This window comes from Paraburkholderia sp. BR10923, from assembly GCF_040948765.1.
Lineage (GTDB): Bacteria > Pseudomonadota > Gammaproteobacteria > Burkholderiales > Burkholderiaceae > Paraburkholderia > Paraburkholderia youngii.
Genome location: NZ_JBFPKO010000001.1, coordinates 546,548 through 565,268, shown reverse-complemented (window position 1 = coordinate 565,268; position 18,721 = coordinate 546,548). Strand labels below are relative to the sequence as shown.

The 18,721-nt window shown below is 64.1% G+C and carries 17 protein-coding genes; 1 reads left to right on the top strand and 16 read right to left on the bottom strand.

Annotated features, from left to right (window positions below):
* Positions 1-13: 13 nt before the first annotated feature.
* Positions 14-469: an NfeD family protein gene (locus AB3X94_RS02530; RefSeq protein ID WP_176124981.1), complete on the bottom strand. Its 456-nt coding sequence runs from the start codon at positions 467-469 to the stop codon at positions 14-16.
* Positions 470-586: 117 nt separating this feature from the next.
* Positions 587-2,989, bottom strand: a complete 2,403-nt coding sequence (ppsA, locus tag AB3X94_RS02525) for a phosphoenolpyruvate synthase (protein WP_176108300.1) — start codon at positions 2,987-2,989, stop codon at positions 587-589.
* Positions 2,990-3,484: 495 nt separating this feature from the next.
* Here ppsA and AB3X94_RS02520 point away from each other — a divergent pair, with 495 nt between their 5' ends.
* A complete protein-coding gene (locus AB3X94_RS02520; protein ID WP_176108299.1) occupies positions 3,485-4,300 on the top strand; it encodes a pyruvate, water dikinase regulatory protein in 816 nt (271 codons plus the stop codon).
* A gap of 57 nt (positions 4,301-4,357) precedes the next feature.
* On the opposite strand, the gene AB3X94_RS02515 is transcribed toward AB3X94_RS02520, so the two are convergent.
* The 14 genes from AB3X94_RS02515 to pyrH form a co-directional block, all read right to left on the bottom strand.
* Positions 4,358-5,146, bottom strand: a complete 789-nt coding sequence (locus tag AB3X94_RS02515; RefSeq protein WP_176108298.1) for an RNA methyltransferase — start codon at positions 5,144-5,146, stop codon at positions 4,358-4,360.
* Between the two features lie 105 nt (positions 5,147-5,251).
* Complete coding sequence (rnhB, locus tag AB3X94_RS02510) at positions 5,252-6,001, bottom strand: ribonuclease HII (protein WP_176108297.1); 750 nt, start codon at positions 5,999-6,001, stop codon at positions 5,252-5,254.
* Positions 5,998-7,167, bottom strand: coding sequence for a lipid-A-disaccharide synthase (lpxB, locus tag AB3X94_RS02505; RefSeq protein WP_176108296.1), 1,170 nt, complete (start codon positions 7,165-7,167; stop codon positions 5,998-6,000). Before lpxB ends, rnhB begins: the two co-directional genes overlap by 4 nt.
* A 3-nt stretch (positions 7,168-7,170) precedes the next feature.
* Complete coding sequence (lpxA, locus tag AB3X94_RS02500; protein ID WP_176108295.1) at positions 7,171-7,959, bottom strand: acyl-ACP--UDP-N-acetylglucosamine O-acyltransferase; 789 nt, start codon at positions 7,957-7,959, stop codon at positions 7,171-7,173.
* A 97-nt stretch (positions 7,960-8,056) separates the two neighbouring features.
* Positions 8,057-8,521 (bottom strand): 3-hydroxyacyl-ACP dehydratase FabZ, encoded by a 465-nt coding sequence (gene fabZ / locus AB3X94_RS02495; protein WP_176108294.1) that lies wholly within the window; start codon positions 8,519-8,521, stop codon positions 8,057-8,059.
* Positions 8,522-8,706: 185 nt separating this feature from the next.
* Entirely contained in the window at positions 8,707-9,819 is a 1,113-nt protein-coding gene (gene lpxD, locus AB3X94_RS02490) for a UDP-3-O-(3-hydroxymyristoyl)glucosamine N-acyltransferase (protein ID WP_368610705.1), read from the bottom strand.
* Positions 9,820-9,904: 85 nt separating this feature from the next.
* Positions 9,905-10,426: an OmpH family outer membrane protein gene (locus AB3X94_RS02485; RefSeq protein ID WP_026225318.1), complete on the bottom strand. Its 522-nt coding sequence runs from the start codon at positions 10,424-10,426 to the stop codon at positions 9,905-9,907.
* An 89-nt stretch (positions 10,427-10,515) separates the two neighbouring features.
* A complete protein-coding gene (bamA, locus tag AB3X94_RS02480) occupies positions 10,516-12,828 on the bottom strand; it encodes an outer membrane protein assembly factor BamA (protein ID WP_176108292.1) in 2,313 nt (770 codons plus the stop codon).
* 67 nt (positions 12,829-12,895) lie between these two features.
* Positions 12,896-14,290, bottom strand: a complete 1,395-nt coding sequence (gene rseP / locus AB3X94_RS02475; protein WP_176108291.1) for an RIP metalloprotease RseP — start codon at positions 14,288-14,290, stop codon at positions 12,896-12,898.
* 7 nt (positions 14,291-14,297) lie between these two features.
* Entirely contained in the window at positions 14,298-15,503 is a 1,206-nt protein-coding gene (locus AB3X94_RS02470) for a 1-deoxy-D-xylulose-5-phosphate reductoisomerase (protein ID WP_176108290.1), read from the bottom strand.
* An 11-nt stretch (positions 15,504-15,514) separates the two neighbouring features.
* Positions 15,515-16,336: a phosphatidate cytidylyltransferase gene (locus tag AB3X94_RS02465; protein ID WP_176108289.1), complete on the bottom strand. Its 822-nt coding sequence runs from the start codon at positions 16,334-16,336 to the stop codon at positions 15,515-15,517.
* Entirely contained in the window at positions 16,330-17,112 is a 783-nt protein-coding gene (gene uppS / locus AB3X94_RS02460) for a polyprenyl diphosphate synthase (protein WP_176108288.1), read from the bottom strand. Before uppS ends, AB3X94_RS02465 begins: the two co-directional genes overlap by 7 nt.
* A gap of 61 nt (positions 17,113-17,173) precedes the next feature.
* Complete coding sequence (gene frr / locus AB3X94_RS02455; protein WP_013089702.1) at positions 17,174-17,734, bottom strand: ribosome recycling factor; 561 nt, start codon at positions 17,732-17,734, stop codon at positions 17,174-17,176.
* A 97-nt stretch (positions 17,735-17,831) separates the two neighbouring features.
* Positions 17,832-18,545, bottom strand: coding sequence for a UMP kinase (gene pyrH / locus AB3X94_RS02450; protein ID WP_013089703.1), 714 nt, complete (start codon positions 18,543-18,545; stop codon positions 17,832-17,834).
* Positions 18,546-18,721 lie beyond the last annotated feature (176 nt).

Sequence of the window (18,721 nt, the reverse complement as noted above, 5' to 3'; positions counted from 1 at the left end):
CGGGTTCAGATCGTCAGGTCGCGCTCGCGCGCGCCTTCGGCTGCCGGCTCGCGACGACGACCAGACAACTACCGCGCAACTCCCTGATCTCGTAGACCTGTGCGTCTTCGGGCTCGCCCGCGGCCAGCTCGACGTCCCATGCGGCGCCACGATAGGTCGCGCGTGCTTTGCGGCCCTGCCAGGCCGGCACGTTCAACGTCTGCCCGATGTCCAGATTGACATCGGGATTGCGCGACGCCTGCTCGCGCCGGCGACGGGCAAAGCGCGAGCGTCTGAGCGCCACGACCGCCGCAAGCGCGACCAGCGCCGCCACCACGAACTGCAGATCGGGCCCGGCGCCGGCAATGCGCGCAAGCGCGGCCGCGACGAAACCGAATGCGATCATCAACAGATAGAAGGTGCCGCTCATCAGCTCCAGCACGACAAGCACACCCGCCCCGATCCACCAGAACAGTCCACCAGGCGCCACGTCGACCTCCACAAAGCAAAACACCCCGGATCTACCGGGGTGTTTATAGCACGAAGCGGACGTGCCTTTAACGCGTGCCAAATGCCGCCTGCGAAGCGGCATTCGATACCTCGCGAGTTACGCCTTTGCCTTTGCCAGCTGCTGCCACGTATCGATGATCGTGTCGGGGTTCAGCGAGATCGACTTGATGCCTTCGTCCGTCAGCCACTGCGCGAAGTCCGGGTGATCCGAAGGACCCTGACCGCAGATACCGACGTACTTGTCCAGACGCAGACAGGTTTCGATTGCGCGCTTCAACATGAACTTGACCGCCGGATCGCGCTCGTCGAAATCGACGGCGAGCAGTTCCATGCCCGAGTCGCGGTCGAGGCCGAGCGTGAGTTGCGTCAGGTCGTTCGAGCCGATCGAGAAACCGTCGAAGTACTGCAGGAACTCTTCGGCAAGGATCGCGTTCGACGGCACTTCGCACATCATGATCAGGCGCAGGCCCTTCTCGCCGCGCTTCAGGCCGAACTTTGCGAGCAGCCCGACAACGCGCTCCGCCTGCTTCAGCGTACGCACGAACGGCACCATGATCTCGACGTTGTCGAGGCCCATCTCTTCACGCACCTTCTTCAGCGCGACGCATTCCATCTGGAACGCCTCGGCGAAGTCTTCGGCGATATAGCGCGATGCGCCGCGGAAGCCCAGCATCGGGTTTTCCTCGTCCGGCTCGTAGCGCGAACCGCCGATCAGCTTCTTGTACTCGTTCGACTTGAAGTCCGACATACGCACGATGACGGGCTTCGGATAGAACGCCGCCGCGATCGTCGCGATGCCTTCGGTCAGCTTGTCGACGTAGAACGCGCGCGGCGACGCGTGACCGCGAGCGACGCTTTCGACCGCTTTCTTCAGGTCCTGATCGACGTTGGGGTACTCGAGGATCGCCTTCGGGTGCACGCCGATGTTGTTGTTGATGATGAATTCGAGTCGCGCGAGACCCACGCCTGCGTTCGGCAGTTGCGAGAAGTCGAACGCGAGCTGCGGATTGCCGACGTTCATCATGATCTTCACCGGAATCGGCGGCAATTCGCCGCGCTGCACTTCGGTGACTTCCGTTTCGAGCAGGCCGTCGTAGATCTTGCCTTCGTCGCCTTCCGCGCACGATACGGTGACGAGCGCGCCGTCCTTCAGCACGTCGGTCGCGTCGCCGCAGCCGACCACCGCCGGCACGCCCAGCTCACGCGCGATGATCGCCGCGTGGCAGGTGCGGCCACCACGGTTCGTGACGATCGCCGACGCACGCTTCATGACCGGCTCCCAGTTCGGGTCGGTCATGTCGGCGACGAGCACGTCACCCGGCTGCACGCGGTCCATCTCCGACGGATCATGGATCACGCGCACCGGACCCGCGCCGATCTTCTGACCGATCGCACGGCCCGTTGCCAGCACGTTCGACTGGCCCTTCAGCTTGAAGCGCTGCTCGGCCTTGCCGCCGCCCTGGCTCTTCACCGTTTCCGGACGCGCCTGCAGGATGAAGATCTTGCCGTCGCGGCCGTCTTTGCCCCACTCGATGTCCATCGGACGCTGGTAGTGCTTTTCGATGATGACCGCGTACTTCGCGAGTTCGATCACGTCTTCGTCGGTGATCGAGAAACGGTTGCGCTGCTCGTGCGCGACGTCGACGGTCTTCACGCGGCCCGGCTCGCCCGGCTTCGTGAACTCCATCTTGATCAGCTTCGAGCCGATCGAGCGGCGGATGATCGGGTACTTGCCCTGCGCGAGCGTGGTCTTGAAGACGTAGAACTCGTCCGGATTCACCGCGCCCTGCACGACGGTTTCGCCGAGGCCATAGCTCGACGTGATGAAGACGGCGTCCTTGAAGCCCGATTCGGTATCCAGCGTGAACATCACGCCGGCGGCGCCGACGTCCGAGCGCACCATGCGCTGCACGCCCGCCGACAACGCGACTTCAGCATGCGTAAAGCCCTTGTGGACGCGATAGGAGATAGCGCGGTCGTTGTACAGCGACGCGAATACGTGCTTCATGCGATCGAGCACGTCGTCGATGCCGACCACGTTCAGATAGCTTTCCTGCTGACCGGCGAACGATGCGTCGGGCAGGTCTTCCGCGGTCGCGGACGAACGCACGGCAAACGAGAGCTCTTCGGGCGAGCTCTTTTGCAGCGTGTCGAACCCCGCGCGAATGTCAGCCTCGAGCTGCGGCTGCAGCGGCGCGTCGACGATCCATTGACGGATCTCCTTGCCCGCTTCGGCGAGCGCCTTCACGTCGTCGACGTCGAGCGTCTCGAGACGTTTGGCGATGCGTTCGGTCAGATTGTTGTGCTGCAGGAAGTCACGGAACGCGAGCGCGGTGGTCGCGAAGCCGGTCGGCACGCGCACGCCGGCTTCAGCGAGCTGGCTGATCATCTCGCCCAGCGACGCGTTCTTGCCGCCGACGATTTCCACGTCGGTCATCCGCAACTGCTCGAACGGAACTACATACGCCTTGTCCTTTGCGCCGGTAACTGCGTTAGTCATACAAGCCCCTAAGTGTGAAAGAAATTCACGACTGTGCAAGTGGGCTTGAACACGGGCAGCCCATTGGAAGCTCGACCCCGTGTCTTGCACAACCTGTTAGATAAGCAATCGCCGTTAAGGCAGAGATGCGTTGCATGGAGACGCCGGCCGCGACCGTGACCGAGACGGCGGCGGCGAAGAACGCCAATCAACGCACTTACCGCCCGATCTCTTACGTTCAACGCATATCTACGCCAGATGACGTGAGGTTGAACGACCGTTCGCGGTAATTTAGCGGCCAATCGCCTGCAATTGCTTATCCAACAGGTTGCCGCTATTCTACCGTGCCGACTCCCCAAATGTGGCAGTCGGTCGAGAATTGCGTCTCGAATCGCGCCCCGGCCCAGCCAGCCGGCTTTGCGAGGCCGGCCGCGCGCCGCTGCGCGGTTTGATCCAAGCGCGTTCCAGCGCCGCGCTTTGCTGGCCCATTTGCCTTTCACGTTCACAGCCCCACTGATGCCGCCCACCGTATTCATCGTCTCAGACGGTACCGGGATCACTGCCGAAACCTTCGCGCATTCGATCCTCTCCCAGTTCGACCAGAAATTCCGCCTGGTCCGCGTGCCATTCGTCGACTCGACCGAGAAGGCCTACGCAACGCTCGAAAAAATCAACGAAGCGGTCGTGCAGGACGGCCGTCGTCCGATCGTGTTCACCACGCTCGTCGATAGCTCGTCGAATCAGATCGTCAAGGGTTCGAACGCGCTCGTGCTCGACATGTTCCAGACCTTCGTCGAGCCGCTCGAACAGGAACTGGAGCTGAAGTCGAGCCACGCGATGGGCCGCGGCCACCAGAACGCGGACACCGAGGAGTACAAGAACCGGATCGAGGCGATCAATTTCTCGCTCGCGCACGACGACGGTCAATCGAACCGCAATCTCGCGGACGCCGACGTGATCCTCGTCGGTGTGTCGCGCAGCGGCAAGACGCCGACGAGCCTTTATCTGGCGATGCAGTACGGCGTGAAGGCGGCGAACTATCCGTTGATTCCCGAAGATTTCGAGCGCGGCAAGCTGCCGACGCCGCTGCTCGAGCACCGGCAGAAGATGTTCGGGCTGTCGATCGATCCGCAGCGGTTGTCGGAGATCCGTAACGAGCGGCGGCCGGGCAGCAAGTATGCGGCGCCGGAAAACTGCCGCTATGAGATCAACGAAGCCGAAACGATGATGCGGCGTGAGGGGATCAAGTGGCTGTCGTCGACGCACAAGTCGATCGAGGAGATCGCGACGACGATCCTGCAGGAGATCAAGCTGGATCGGCCGTCGTATTGAGCGACCGCCGAGCAGGCGTAGCGTTGCCGGTCAGCGCCCGCGCAACGCCACTGACGTCTACTTTTTACGGCCGCGCTGCTGCCGGCACTGCTCGAACACGCAGACGGCCGCCGCGGCCGCCACGTTCAGCGATTCCATGCCGCCAGGCTGCGGAATCGTCACCCGCAACGACACGGCATCGCGCCACACCTGCGACACGCCCGCCCCTTCGTTGCCGAACACCCACGCAAGCGGCCTGCTCAGGTCGCAGTCATAAATCGCTTCGGCGCCGTGCGAATCGGTGATGACGATCGGGACCGCGAGACGTTCGATCAACGCACTCGCGTCGACATCCTCATGAATCTGCAACAGGAAGTGCGCGCCCATCCCCGAGCGCAGCACCTTCGACGACCACGCGTACGCGGTGCCCGGCGCGCAGAACACCTGCTCAATCCCCGCGGCCGCCGCACTGCGCAGAATCGAGCCGACATTGCCCGCGTCCTGCACACCGTCGAGCACCAGACAGTTTTGCTCGACGCGCTCGGGCAGCGGCGCATCCAGCTTCTCGACGAGCAGCAGAATTCCGACGCCATGCACGACATTCGACAACTGTCCGAATAACGCATCGGGCAGCGTCACGAGCCGATGCTCGTCGATGCGCGAAACGATCGCCTGCGCTTCGTCGTGACGCAGCGCGTCGTCGGTGACGACGCAGAGCTCCGGCTGACCGGCGACGTCGAGATACGCGCTCGCGAGATGGAAGCCCTCGAGCAGCGCGTGGCCGCTGCGGCGCTGTTGATGCGTCGAGCCGGCCAGTGCCTTCAGGCGCTTGTAGAGCGGATTGTCCCGCGAGGTGATGGCTTTCACAGGCAGCGAAGGCGGTAAGAAATGGAAATGGGAGCGGCGACGAATCAGTGGCAAATCAGCGGCGCTCGAGCGCGGACCGCGTTCGAGCCGTGCGGATGCGGTCAGTCACGCGAGGCCGGCGTCGCCGAATACATCGTCGTCGAGCAGCAGCGCGTCGGCCACGATGACGGCGTCCGCCGATGGCAACGGCACGCCTGTGCCGAACCGCACATGCGCTTCGCGCACCGGCGCGAACGAGCGCCGATGATGCTCGCACGGCCCATGGTCGCGCAGCGCCGCGAGATGCTGCGGCGTGCCGTAGCCGGCATGCGCGTCGAAGCCATACACGGGATACGCCTCGTGCAGTTCGAGCAGCATGCGGTCGCGCGCGACCTTCGCGAGAATCGACGCCGCCGAAATGCTCTTCACGAGCGCGTCGCCGCCGATCACCGCCTCGCTACGGATGCTGAGCGTCGGGCAACGGTTGCCGTCGACCTTCACGAGCGTCGGCACGACCGACAGGCCCTCGACCGCGCGCTTCATCGCGAGCATGGTGGCGTGCAGGATGTTCAGCGAATCAATTTCCTCGACCGTCGCCGATGCGATGCAATACGCGAGCGCGCGATCGACGATCTTGTCGTACAGCGCTTCACGCTTGAGTGCGGTGAGCGCCTTCGAATCGTCGAGGCCGCGGATCATCGGTTTGGTGGGATCGAAAATCACCGCCGCCGCGACGACCGGTCCGGCCAGCGGTCCGCGCCCTGCTTCGTCGACGCCGCAGACGATGTCGTCGGCGCTCTCGAAGTTCAGGCCGGCTTGCGCGACCACCCGAACGGCGGCCGCGGTCTTGCGGCGAGGCGCGCGCGGGGGGTTCATGGTCGCCCCGCCCGTTGCTCGACGACGCTCGCCACGACTTCGGCCGCGCGCTGCGCGGTGTTCTGCTTGAGCACGTGGTGCATCTCCGTGAAGATTTCCTTCAGCGTGCGCCGGTTCGCTTCGTCGCGCAACTGTTTCAGCGTCGCCTCGGCGAGCGCCTGCGGCGTCGCGAAGTGCTGCAGGATCTCCGGCACCACGAAACGCCCGGCTAGAATGTTCGGCAGGCCGACGTACGGCAGATAGCCCTGGCGGCGCATGATCTGACCGGTCAGCCAGGGCACCTTGTACGAAATCACCATCGGCTTTTTCAACAGCGCGGCTTCCAGCGTGACGGTGCCGCTCTTCACGAGAATCGCGTCGGCGGCGGTCATCGCGAGTTGCGACTGGCCGTCGATGATGGTCAGCGCGAGGCCCGGGTGCGCATCGACGAGCGGCTGCAGGAGCGCGCGCAACGCGGGCGTCGCCGCCGGCATCACGAAGCGCACGCTGGGCTCCTGGTGCTGCATCATCTCCATCGCCGCGAAGAACGTCGGGCCGATCAGGTCGATCTCGGAGCGCCGGCTGCCCGGCAGCACCGCGATCACCGGCCCGCCTTCCGCCAGACCGAGCGCGCGGCGCGCGCCGAGCGTGTCGGGTTCGAGCGGGATCTGATCGGCCAGCGGATGCCCGACGTACGACGCCGCGACGCCCGCCTTTTCGAGCAGCGCGGTTTCGAACGGGAACACGCACATCATATGGTCGACCGCCTTGGCGATCTTCTTGATGCGCCCGCCACGCCACGCCCAGATGGACGGGCAAACGAAGTGCACGGTCGGAATGCCGGCGTCGCGCAGCGCATGCTCGAGCCCGAAGTTGAAGTCGGGCGCGTCGACGCCGACGAACACGGACGGCGGCTCGGCAAGCAGCTGACGCTTGAGCTCGTTGCGGATACCGAGGATTTCGGGGATGTGCCGCAGTGCTTCGACATAGCCGCGCACCGTCAGCTTTTCCATCGGCCAGTGGGCGTCGAAGCCGGTGGCGATCATGCGCGGACCGCCGATGCCGTAGTACTGCGTGGCGGCCGGCAGCCGGCTGGCGAGACCGTCGAGCAGCGACGCGGCGAGCAGGTCGCCCGACGGCTCGCCGGCCACCATCGCGATGCGCGGCGGACTGGGTTGCAACGTCATCGGTTAGCGGATGATGCCGCGCTGCGACGCTTCGACGAACGCGAGCAGCGTCTGCACCGGGGCGTCGCCGTCACCGCCGGCCGAACCGAGTTCCTTCAATTGCACCTTCGCTTCTTCGAGCGACAGGCCGTTCTTGTACAGCACGCGATATGCGGAGCGCAGCACCGAGATCGCGTCAGCCGAGAAACCGCGGCGGCGCAGCCCTTCGACGTTGATGCCGTGCGGCTCGGCCTTGTTGCCCGCGGCGATCACATAGGGCGGCACGTCCTGCACGAGCGCCGACGCCCCGCCGAGCATCGCATGCGCGCCGATGCGCACGAACTGATGCACGCCGGACATGCCGCCGATGATCGCGTGGTCGCCGATCGTCACATGGCCGGCCATTTGCGCGTTGCTCGACAGGATCACGTTGCTGCCGACGTGGCAGTCGTGACCGATGTGCACGTAGGCCATGATCCAGTTATCGTCGCCGAGCGTGGTGACGCCCGCATCCTGCACCGTGCCGGTGTGGATCGTCGTGAATTCGCGGATCGTGTTGCGGTTGCCGATCACGAGCCTGGTCGGCTCGTCCCGGTACTTCATGTCTTGCGGACGGCCGCCGACCGATGCGTAATGGCCGATGCGGTTGTCTTCGCCAATCGTGGTATAGCCTTCGATCACGCTGTGCGAGCCGACCGTGCTGCGCGCACCGATCGTCACGTGTGCGCCGATCACCGCATAGGGCCCGACTTCGACGGATTCGTCGAGCTGCGCTCCCGCTTCGATGATCGCGGTGGGATGGATCCTGCTCATGCGTCCTCGCTTCTGATTCTGTTGCGTTGTGTGGATGGCCTTGCCGCCGGGGCCGCGCACCTGCCGTGCCACGCCGCGACCTGCCCGGACGCCAGCTTTACGCGTCTTTGTCCGTGTGGCGCACCGCGCACATCAGATCGGCTTCCGCCGCGACGACGCCATCCACTTCGGCGCGCGCCTTGAACTTCCAGATGCCGCGCATGTGACGCTCGAACGTGCAGTTCAGGATCAGCTGATCGCCCGGTTCCACCACGCGCTTGAAGCGCGCGTTGTCGATGCCGACGAACAGGTACAGCGTGTTCGACGGATCGCTCGGCTCTTCCGAGAACGTCAGCAGCGCCGCGGTCTGCGCGAGCGCTTCGAGGATCAGCACGCCTGGCATCACCGGCCGCGTCGGGAAATGTCCCTGGAAATACGGCTCATTGATCGACACGTTCTTCAACGCTTTGATGCTCTTGTGCGGTTCGAGTTCGAGCACCCGGTCGACCAGCAGGAACGGATAACGATGCGGCAGCAGCGTGAGAATCTTATGAATGTCGAGATTGATTTTTTCGGTGCTCATGGTGTTTCTGCTCACGCATTGACTGCGCGATGATGACTGCGGATGCTGGTGCAGGTGGGTTGAAAACGCGCGCGACCGATGCCTTGATTGACCGGTGGCCGTGCCACCCGGTCACGGCCACCGGCTTTGCTTCATGATGCTCGACCACTATTTTACGCGGTGCCGGTGGGTCGCCGGGATAACTGTCAGATCTTGTTGCCTGCGGGTTGACCTGCGGCGCCGTCAGTGGCACTGCCGGCCTTGTCGGCGGCGGCGCTCTCCAGCGCCTTGATGCGATCGCGAAGCTTGTCGATATTGCGCAGCAGCGCGGCGCTCTTGTTCCAGTCCGCGTGGTTCACGGCCGGGAACGCACTCGTATACATGCCGGGTTTCAGCAGCGATTTCGACACGCCCGACTTCGCGGTGACGATCACGTGATCGGCGAGCGTCACGTGTCCGGCAATGCCGACCGCGCCGCCGATCATGCAGTGACGCCCGATGGTCGTGCTGCCCGCGATGCCCGCACAGCCCGCGATCACCGTGTAGGCGCCGACCTTGCAGTTGTGGCCGATCTGCACGAGGTTGTCGATCTTCACGCACTCCTCGATGATCGTGTCGGCCATCGCGCCGCGGTCGATCGTAGTGTTCGCGCCGATCTCGACGTCGTTCGCGATCGACACGCCTCCGACCTGCGGAATCTTCACCCAGCTGCCGGTGCGCGCGTCGCCCTCGCCGACGAAGTCGGGCGCGAAGCCGAAGCCGTCCGAGCCGATCACCGCGCCCGCGTGCACGATCACGCGCTCGCCGAGCTTGCAGCCGTGGTACACGGTCACGTTCGGATACAGATGCGCGTTCGCGCCGACACGCGTGCCGCGGCCGATCACGACGTTGGCGTCGAGCCGCGCATGCTCGCCGATCACCGCGCCCGCTTCCACGGTCACACGCGGACCGATCACCGCGCTCGCGGCGACCTGCGCGGAAGGATCGATGGTTGCGCTCGGATGCACGCCGGGGACGGGCTTAGGCGCGGCGAGCTCGATAAAGGTTTGCGCGATGCGCGCGAAGTAAGCGTAGGGATTCGGCGTGACGATGAAGTTTCGACCTTCGCGTGAAGCGAGCTTCTCGAGGTCGCCGGCATTGATCAGCACCGCGCCGGCGCGGGTCGTTTCGACTTGCGACAGATATTTCGGATTGGCGAGGAACGCCAACTGGTCCGGGCCTGCCTGGTCGAGCGGCGCGAGACTGCTCACGCGCTGCGACCCGTTACCGACAACCTCACCGCCGAACCGCTGGACGATGTCCTCGAGCTTAAATGCCATGCCTATCCTGTCTCCAACCTGTTCAATCATTGCGAGGGCGCGCGCCAACGCGCGCGGGGCGACCGTGCGCCGCCCTCGGTTGCCCTTAGTTGCCCGATGCCGCCAGTGCCTTCAGCACCTGATCGGTGATATCGATGCGCGGGCTCACATACACCGCTTCCTGCACGATCAGATCGTAGTGCTGCGTTTCGGCGATCTGCTTGATGACCTTGTTCGCGCGATCGAGCACCGCCGCGAGTTCCTCGTTGCGGCGCTGGTTCAGGTCTTCGCGGAACTCACGCTGCTTGCGCTGGAAGTCCGAGTCGAGCTGCGACAGGTCGCGCTGCTTCTGCGCGCGATCGGTCGCCGACATTGTCGCGCCATTCTTGTCGAGTGCATCGGACATCGACTTGAGCTTTTGCGCCATGTCGGCGAGATCTTTGTCCCGCTTCGCGAATTCGGCCTCGAGCTTCAGCTGCGCGGCTTTCGCCGCAGCCGATTCGCGCAGGATGCGGTCGGAATTCACCGCGGCGATTCTCGCCTCCTGCGCGTGCGCCATGCCGACCCCGAGGGTCATTGCCAGCGCCAATGCGCACGCTACACGTTTCGAAAACATACCGGTTAGCAAAGTCATCCTCTCGATACTGTAGTTTGGCCGGGCTCGCCGCCGGGAGCGCCCGCCGCCGCAGCCGGCCGCCGGGAGCGCCCGCCGCCCAATCAGAACGCGGTCCCGATCTGGAACTGGAACTTCTGATACTGGTCGCCCGTGTGCTTCGTGAGCGGGAAGCCAAGGCTCAACTTGAGCGGGCCGATCGGCGAGATCCACGCGAGACCCACACCGTAGCCGTAACGCAGACCGTTCGCGCCAGTCGACGTAGCTGCCGTGCTCGCGTCCGCCCAGACGTTACCAGCGTCCAGGAAGGTGAACACACGCAGCGTCCGGTCATAACCGGTCCCGGGCAGCGGGAACGTCAACTCGATATTGCCCACCAGCAGCTTCGAGCCGCCGATCGGGTCGCCGGTCGTTTTGTCACGCGGACCCAGTGAGCTCGGCTCGTAACCACGCACCGAACCGATACCGCCCGCGTAATAGTTCTTGAAGATAGGATAAGGCTTGCCAGCAAGGCCGTTACCATAGCCGCCCTGGAAGTTGAAGCCCAGCACAAAGCCGCGCGCAAACGAGTAATAGTACTGCGCGTTGATGTCGGCCTTGTAATACTGGGTACCGCCGATCGGCGTGCCGTATTCTGCGTTCGCCTGCGTGAAGTAGCCGCGGCTTGGCACGAGCGCGCTGTCGCGCGCATCGCGCGACCAGCCAATCGTAAGCGGCACGTTGTTCGACACCCGGCCGAAGTCATTCACGTATTGCTTATACGAAGCCGGGGTATTTGCATCGACGTCCAGCTGGTTCTGTTCGAAGCCCGCGCCGAAGTACACGGTATCGACTTCGGAGAACGGAATGCCGAACTTCAGGTCGCCGCCCATCGTGACGATCTTGAAGCTCGAATCGGTCGAGTAGTACAGCGGCTGGTACGTACGGTAGTAGACGTCGGTGATCCGCTTGATGCCGTCAACCGTGAAGTACGGGTCGACCTGCGTGACCGTCAGCGTACGGTACGTCTTCGCGGTATTGATGTTCACCGCGAGGCTCGTGCCGGAGCCGAACACGTTGTCCTGCGAGATACCCGCCGACAGCACCACCTTGTCCGTCGACGAGAAACCTGCACCGAGCGTAATCGCGCCGGTCGGCTTTTCGGCGACCTTCACGTCGATGTCGACCTGGTCGGGCGTGCCTTCGACCGGCACCGTGGTCACGTCGACGTCGGTGAAGTAGCCGAGACGATTGATGCGGTCCTTCGACAGCGAGAGGCGGTTCGAATCGAACCACGAGCTTTCGAGCTGGCGCATTTCGCGGCGCACCACTTCGTCGCGCGTGCGCGTGTTGCCGACCACGTTGATGCGGCGCACGTACACGCGACGGCTCGGGTCGACCTGCAGCGTCAGGTCCACCGTGTGGTTGTTCTGGTCGATCTGCGGCTGGGCATTGACGGTCGCGAACGCGTAACCGTATTCGCCGAGCTTGTCGACGATCGCCTTCGTGGTGGCTTGCAGCTTTTCGGCCGAGAAGCGGTCGCCCGGCTTGATCTTGATGAGCTTCTTCAGCTCCGCTTCGCGGTCGAGCAGATTGCCGGCGAGGCGGATGTTCGAAATCGTGTACGGCTGGCCTTCATGCAGCGTGATGGTCAGGTACATGTCCTTCTTGTCCGGCGAGATCGACACCTGGGTCGATTCGATGCTGAACTCGAGGAAGCCGCGATTCAGGTAGAACGAGCGAAGGTTCTCGAGGTCGCCGGTGAGCTTGTCTTTCGCGTACAGGTCGTTCTTGGTGTACCACGAGAACCAGTTCGGCGTGGACAACTGCATTTCGTCGCGCAGCGTGCCGGTGCTGAATGTCTTGTTGCCGATGAAGTTGATCTGGCGGATCTTCGCGCTCGGACCTTCGGCCACCGAAAACAGGATGCCGACGCGGTTGCGGTCGATCGGCGTGATCGTCGTGGTGACTTCGGCCGCGTAGAAACCGCGCGTCAGATACTGGCGCTTCAGTTCCTGCTCGGCCTTGTCAACCAGCGCCTTGTCGAAGTAGCGGCCTTGCGACAGCCCGACCGCGCGCAGCGCCTTGATCAGGTTGTCCTTTTCGAACTCGTGGATGCCGGCGAAGTCGATCGTGCCGATGGCCGGGCGCTCCTGCACCTGCACCACCACCACGTTGCCTTCGGTTGCGATCTTGACGTCGTTGAAGAAGCCCGTCGCGTACAGCGCACGAATCGCTTCAGAAGCCTTGTCGTCGGAAAAGGTATCGCCTTGTTTGATGGGCAGGTACGCGAACACCGTACCCGGTTCGACGCGTTGCAATCCCTCAATGCGAATGTCTTGCACCACGAAGGGCGTCGTTGCATGAGCAACCAGCCCATGCGCGGCGAACGCCGCGGCTATAACCGTCTTTGGACCAAAGCGATGAGGTTTGAACAACGTGCTTCCCCAGTGTGTATAGCTGCATCAGGCCTGGCGGCCGCCCTCGAGAACGCCGCCGGACACTTTAAAAATGGATTAAACGAGCCAGATCGTTGAACAGCGCAATCGCCGACAACGCGACGATGCAGGCAAGACCCGCCCTCTGAAAAACGAGTTGCCAGCGATCAGAGACAACTTTACCGGTCACAGCTTCAACCAAATAATATAACAGATGACCCCCGTCCAATACCGGAATTGGTAGCAGGTTCAGCACGCCAAGGCTAATGCTGACAAGGGCCAGGAACGACAAAAACGCGGAAGGACCCAGACGTGCGCTCTTTCCCGCGTAGTCGGCGATCGTCACCGGACCGGACAGGTTCTTCAGCGATGCCTCACCGACGATCATCCGGCCAAACATCCGCACCGAGTACACCGCGAGATCCCACGTGCGGCGCGTGCCGAGGCGCAGGCTGTCGAGCGGGCCGTAGCGCACTTCGATCGACGGCACCTGGGTCGCCAGCTCTGCGCCGATGCGGCCGATCTGCTGCCCGCTCGCCGCATCGCGCTGCAGTTGCGGCACGATCGTGATCTCTTCGAGCGCGCCCGCCGTATGTCCGCCGCGGCCGCCGCGCTCCACCCGCAGCGTGACCGGCACGCCGGCGTGCGATTTTACAAAGGCGATGAAGGCCGCGGCATTATCGGTCGGCGTACCGTTGATCGCGCGCAGCCGGTCGCCCGCGACGAGCCCCGCCTTCTGCGCGGCGCTGCCCGCCTGTACGCCGGCCACCGTCAGCTTGCCGCCACCTGGCTCGAAGCCGAGGCGCGACATCAGATCGTCGTCGACGTCTTTCTCGCCGATGCCGCGCAGGTCCATCGGAAAATCGGAGGTGCCGTGTGCGTCTTTTGCACTGAGCACGATGCGCTGCTGATCGAAGGCGGCACCGAGCAGCTTCCAGCGCAGATCCGACCACGAGCGCACTGGCTCGGTCTCGTCGCTATGGCCGGTGCGCACACCGACGATCGTCTCGCCGCCCTCGAAGCCCGCCAGCGCGGCGGGTGTATTCGGCGCGGGCGTGGCGATCACGGCCGCCGGTTCGGTCACGCCAGTGGCGAACACGAGTGCGAACAGCACGATCGCAAGCAGGAAATTCGCGACCGGACCGGCCGCGACGATCGCGAAGCGCCGCCACACCGACTGGCGATTGAACGCATGCGGCAGATCCGCGTCGGCAACCGAGCCGGGGCCGGCCTCGCGCTCGTCGAGCATCTTCACGTAGCCGCCTAGCGGCAGCGCGGCAATCGTCCACTCGGTGCCCGTCTTCTGACTGACCCACTGAACCAGCGGCTTGCCGAAGCCAATCGAAAAACGCAGCACCTTCACGCCGCACAGACGCGCGACGCTGTAGTGCCCGTACTCGTGGACCACCACGAGTACGCCAATCGCAACCGCGAAAGCGAGCAGTTCGATCAGCAGATTCATAAACGCCTCACTGGACGGCGCGTTCCGTGCGACGGACGCCGTCGGGCAGACGCGCGATGAATTCGGTAGCAGCACGGCGCGCCGCGGCGTCCGCTTCGATGACGTCGTCGAGCGCGTGCGCGCTGCGGTTCGGTAATGCGTTCAGCACCGAGTCGACCACCTGCGCAATCGCCATGAAGCCGATGCGGCGCGCGAGGAACGCCTCCACCGCGATCTCGTTGGCGGCGTTCAACGCCGCGCTCGCGACACCGCCTTCGGCCAGCGCCTTCATCGCGAGCGCGAGGCACGGGAAGCGCGCGTAGTCGGGTTTTTCGAACGACAGCGACGCAATCTCCGCGAGATCGAGCTGCGCGACGCCGGAATCGACGCGATCCGGAAACGCGAGTGCGTGCGCGATCGGCGTGCGCATGTCGGGGTTGCCGAGCTGCGCGAGCACCGAGCCGTCTGCGTATGACACCAGCGAATGAATCACGCTCTGCGGATGGATCAGCACGTCGATGCGCTCGCCGGGCAGATTGAACAGCCAATGAGCCTCGATCACTTCGAGGCCCTTGTTCATCATCGTCGCTGAGTCGACCGAGATCTTGCGGCCCATCACCCAGTTCGGATGCTTGCAGGCTTCGTCAGGCGTCACGTCGACGAGCGTGGCCGGTTCGCGGGTGCGGAAGGGGCCGCCCGACGCGGTCAGGATGATCTTCGAGACGCCGCCATGCAGCGATGCTTCGCGCGGCAGGCATTGGAAAATCGCGTTGTGTTCGCTGTCGACCGGCAGCAGGACCGCGCCGTTGTCGTGCACCGCGTCCATGAAGATCGCGCCGGACATCACCAGCGCTTCCTTGTTCGCGAGCAGAATGCGTTTGCCGGAGCGCGCCGCGGCGAGGCTGGGCGCGAGCCCCGCTGCGCCGACGATCGCCGCGACCACCGTGTCGCAGCCCTCGCTCTTCGCGACGTCAACGAGCGCCTGCGGCCCGTACGTGACCTCGGTCTTGCTGCCCGCATCGCGCAGCTTCGCGGCGACCTTCGCGGCCGTGTCGGCGTCGCCGACCACCGCCACTTCGGGCGCGAAGCGCAGGCATTGCTCGACGAGCTTGTCGCCGTTGCGATGCGCGCTCAGCGCGTAAATGGAAAAACGCTCGGGATGGCGCGCGACCACGTCGAGCGTACTGTCTCCAATCGAGCCCGTGGAACCGAGCAATGTCAGACGTTTTTGCATATCTCTTTTCTCTAGCCGAGCAGCAGCATCGCGAGCGGCAGCACCGGCAACAATGCGTCGATGCGATCGAGCACGCCGCCGTGCCCCGGCAACAGGCCGCTCGAGTCTTTGACGCCGGCCTGGCGTTTCATCATCGATTCGAACAGATCACCGACCACGCTGAAAACCACCAGCAGGGTCAGCGCGAGCACCGTGCGTAACGCGCCCAGTTGCGCCAGCAGCGCAGAATACAGGGTCGGCTCGAACGCGTGCAAAAAGATCGCCACCGCCGCGACGATCATGACCAGCAACCAGCCGCCGATCGCGCCCTCCCAGGTTTTACCCGGACTGATGGCGGGTGCCAGCTTGTGCTTGCCAAACGCCTTCCCCGAGAAGTATGCGCCGATATCGGCGAGCCATACCAATAGCAGCAGCGACAGAACGAACGGCACACCGAGCATGCGCGCGGCGACGAGAGCATGCCAGCACGCGATGAAACCGACGATGCCGGCAAGAAACAGAAAGGCGCGCCACGCGCCCTGCGCGAGCACCGGCTTGCGCAGCAGCACGAAAGGACCGCCGATCACCCAGAAAATCGCCGCCGCCTGGAAGAATGGCCGCGCATGCTCCGTGCCAATGCCCAGCCGTGTGCTGGTGACGAGCCCGAGCGCCGCGACGAGCGCGTACAGCACCGGACCCGCGCCGCCGAGCTTCAGCAGGCGCGCCCACTCCCACGCGGCGAACACGACTACGAACGCGATCAGCGCGCCGAACGCGCCGACCGGCGCGAACAGCGTGACAGGTAGGAACACTGCAAGCAGCACGATCGCCGTGATGACACGGGTTTTTAGCATGGAAGCGAATCGACGTTCTGCGATTGCGGCTCGAGCTGAGCACTGGTGCGGCCGAAGCGGCGTTCCCGCTCGGCGTACGAAGCGATGGCATGACCGAGCGCGTCGGCGTCGAAATCCGGCCAGAACGTGTCGGTGAAATAGAACTCGGTGTAGGCGAGCTGCCACAGCAGGAAGTTGCTGACGCGGCGCTCGCCGCCGGTGCGGATGAACAGGTCGGGCTCGGGCGCATAAGCCATCGACAGATGCTCGGCGAACGCGTCCTCGTTGACCTCGACCGGTTTGCCGGCCGCAGCCGCCTGCTCGACGAGCTTGCGGGTGGCCTGCATGATGTCCCAGCGACCGCCGTAGTTCGCGGCGATGGTCAGCGTAAGACGGGTATTGCGCGCGGTCTTGGTCTCCGCGCGCTTGATCAGATCACGGATCTTGTCGTCGAAACGCTCGAGATCGCCGACCACGCGCAAACGGATGCCGTTCGCGTGCAGCTTGCCGATCTCGCGCTCGAGCGCGGTGACGAACAGGCGCATCAGGAACGACACCTCCTCGTTCGGACGGCGCCAGTTCTCCGAACTGAACGCGAACAGCGTCAGATATTCGACGCCCCGCCGCGCGCACGCCTCGACGGCCGCCCGCACCGCGTCGACGCCGCGCGTATGGCCCGCCACGCGCGGCAGACGCCGCTGGGTGGCCCAACGGCCGTTGCCATCCATGATGATCGCGATATGTCGCGGCACCGCGGCGACTTCAGGCACGCGCACGGTTGAGCTGGTATAGGTCATGGCCGTCGGGACAGTAATGCCAGTAAAGAAGTGGAAATCAGAAAGACTGAGCCGAACGGCGTCAGACCGTCATGATCTCGGCTTCTTTCGTCGTGACGAGCTTGTCGATTTCGGCGACGAACTTGTCCGTCAGCTTCTGGACGTCGTCGCCGGCACGACGCTCATCGTCTTCCGAAATTTCCTTGTCCTTGACGAGCTTCTTCAGTTGCTCGTTGGCGTCGCGACGCAGGTTGCGCACGGCCACCTTGGCCGTTTCGGCTTCGCTGCGCACGACCTTGGTCAGCTCGCGGCGACGCTCTTCGGTCAGCGCGGGCATCGGAACGCGAATCACGTCGCCGTGCGTGGCCGGGTTCAGACCGAGGTCCGACTCGCGGATCGCCTTTTCGACGACCTGAACCATCTTCTTTTCCCACGGCTGCACGCCGATCGTGCGAGCGTCGATCAGCGTCAGGTTCGCGACCTGCGAAATCGGCACCGGCGAGCCGTAGTAGTCGCACTGGATATGATCGAGCAGGCCCGTGTGCGCACGGCCAGTGCGGATCTTCGACAGGTCGTTCTTGAACGCGTCGATGGAGCGCTGCATCTTCTGTTCAGCGCCCTTCCTGATATCAGCCACAGACATTTTTAAACCTCCGAACCTTCAAAACGGTGCGAGCCGCCCGGCACGCGCGATGCGGCGGCCCGGGCTCGCGTCAAAGCCCATGTAATGTAAACGAAGTTTACACGTGGACGAGGGTGCCCTCGTCCTCACCTAGCACGATGCGCTTCAGCGCACCGGGTTTGACGATCGAAAACACGCGGATCGGCAGCTTCTGGTCGCGGCACAGCGCAAAAGCCGTCGCGTCCATCACCTGCAGATTGCGGCCGATTGCCTCGTCGAAGCTGATCGTGGTGTAACGGGTCGCGCTCGAATCCTTCTTCGGGTCGGCCGAATAGACGCCGTCCACCTTGGTTGCCTTCAGCACCACTTCCGCGCCGATTTCCGAGCCGCGCAATGCAGCGGCCGTGTCGGTTGTGAAGAACGGGTTGCCGGTACCGGCCGCGAAAATCACGACCTTACCTTCCTCGAGCTGGCGGATCGCGCGGGGCCGGATATACGGCTCGACGACCTGGTCCATGCGCAGCGCGGACTGCACGCGCGCCTCGATGCCAGCATGGCGCATCGCGTCCTGCAGCGCCAGCGCGTTCATCATCGTGGCGAGCATACCCATGTAGTCGGCAGTCGCGCGGTCCATACCCGCCGCGCCGCCCGCGACGCCGCGAAAGATATTGCCGCCACCGATCACCACGGCCAACTGCGTTCCGAGACGGACCACTTCGGCCACGTCCGCCACCATTCGTTCGATGGTCGCGCGATTGATGCCGAAGGCATCGTCGCCCATCAGAGCTTCACCGGAGAGTTTGAGCAGGACGCGTTTATAGGCAGTGGGCATAGAGGTATCCAGATCGCGCAGAACAGGGCAACAACAAGGGACTAATGTAGGGGTGAAATACTGATTCGGGCAAGCTCCGCCAAATTGGCGAACCCAAAGGTTCGCCAGCGGCGGCCGCGCGGCGAGGGTCAACCCGTGCGCGGCCTTGCGGTGCTGCCGACCGCGGCGAGGTCTTG

Coding starts and splice junctions, on each gene's coding strand:
- uppS (WP_176108288.1), bottom strand. CDS start 17,112: ATGACCTATACCAGCTCAACCGTGCGCGTGCCTGAAGTCGCCGCGGTG.
- ppsA (WP_176108300.1), bottom strand. CDS start 2,989: ATGACTAACGCAGTTACCGGCGCAAAGGACAAGGCGTATGTAGTTCCG.
- fabZ (WP_176108294.1), bottom strand. CDS start 8,521: ATGAGCACCGAAAAAATCAATCTCGACATTCATAAGATTCTCACGCTG.
- rseP (WP_176108291.1), bottom strand. CDS start 14,290: ATGAATCTGCTGATCGAACTGCTCGCTTTCGCGGTTGCGATTGGCGTA.
- AB3X94_RS02520 (WP_176108299.1), top strand. CDS start 3,485: ATGCCGCCCACCGTATTCATCGTCTCAGACGGTACCGGGATCACTGCC.
- pyrH (WP_013089703.1), bottom strand. CDS start 18,545: ATGCCCACTGCCTATAAACGCGTCCTGCTCAAACTCTCCGGTGAAGCT.
- lpxB (WP_176108296.1), bottom strand. CDS start 7,167: ATGACGTTGCAACCCAGTCCGCCGCGCATCGCGATGGTGGCCGGCGAG.
- frr (WP_013089702.1), bottom strand. CDS start 17,734: ATGTCTGTGGCTGATATCAGGAAGGGCGCTGAACAGAAGATGCAGCGC.
- lpxD (WP_368610705.1), bottom strand. CDS start 9,819: ATGGCATTTAAGCTCGAGGACATCGTCCAGCGGTTCGGCGGTGAGGTT.
- lpxA (WP_176108295.1), bottom strand. CDS start 7,959: ATGAGCAGGATCCATCCCACCGCGATCATCGAAGCGGGAGCGCAGCTC.
- AB3X94_RS02470 (WP_176108290.1), bottom strand. CDS start 15,503: ATGCAAAAACGTCTGACATTGCTCGGTTCCACGGGCTCGATTGGAGAC.
- AB3X94_RS02465 (WP_176108289.1), bottom strand. CDS start 16,336: ATGCTAAAAACCCGTGTCATCACGGCGATCGTGCTGCTTGCAGTGTTC.
- rnhB (WP_176108297.1), bottom strand. CDS start 6,001: ATGAACCCCCCGCGCGCGCCTCGCCGCAAGACCGCGGCCGCCGTTCGG.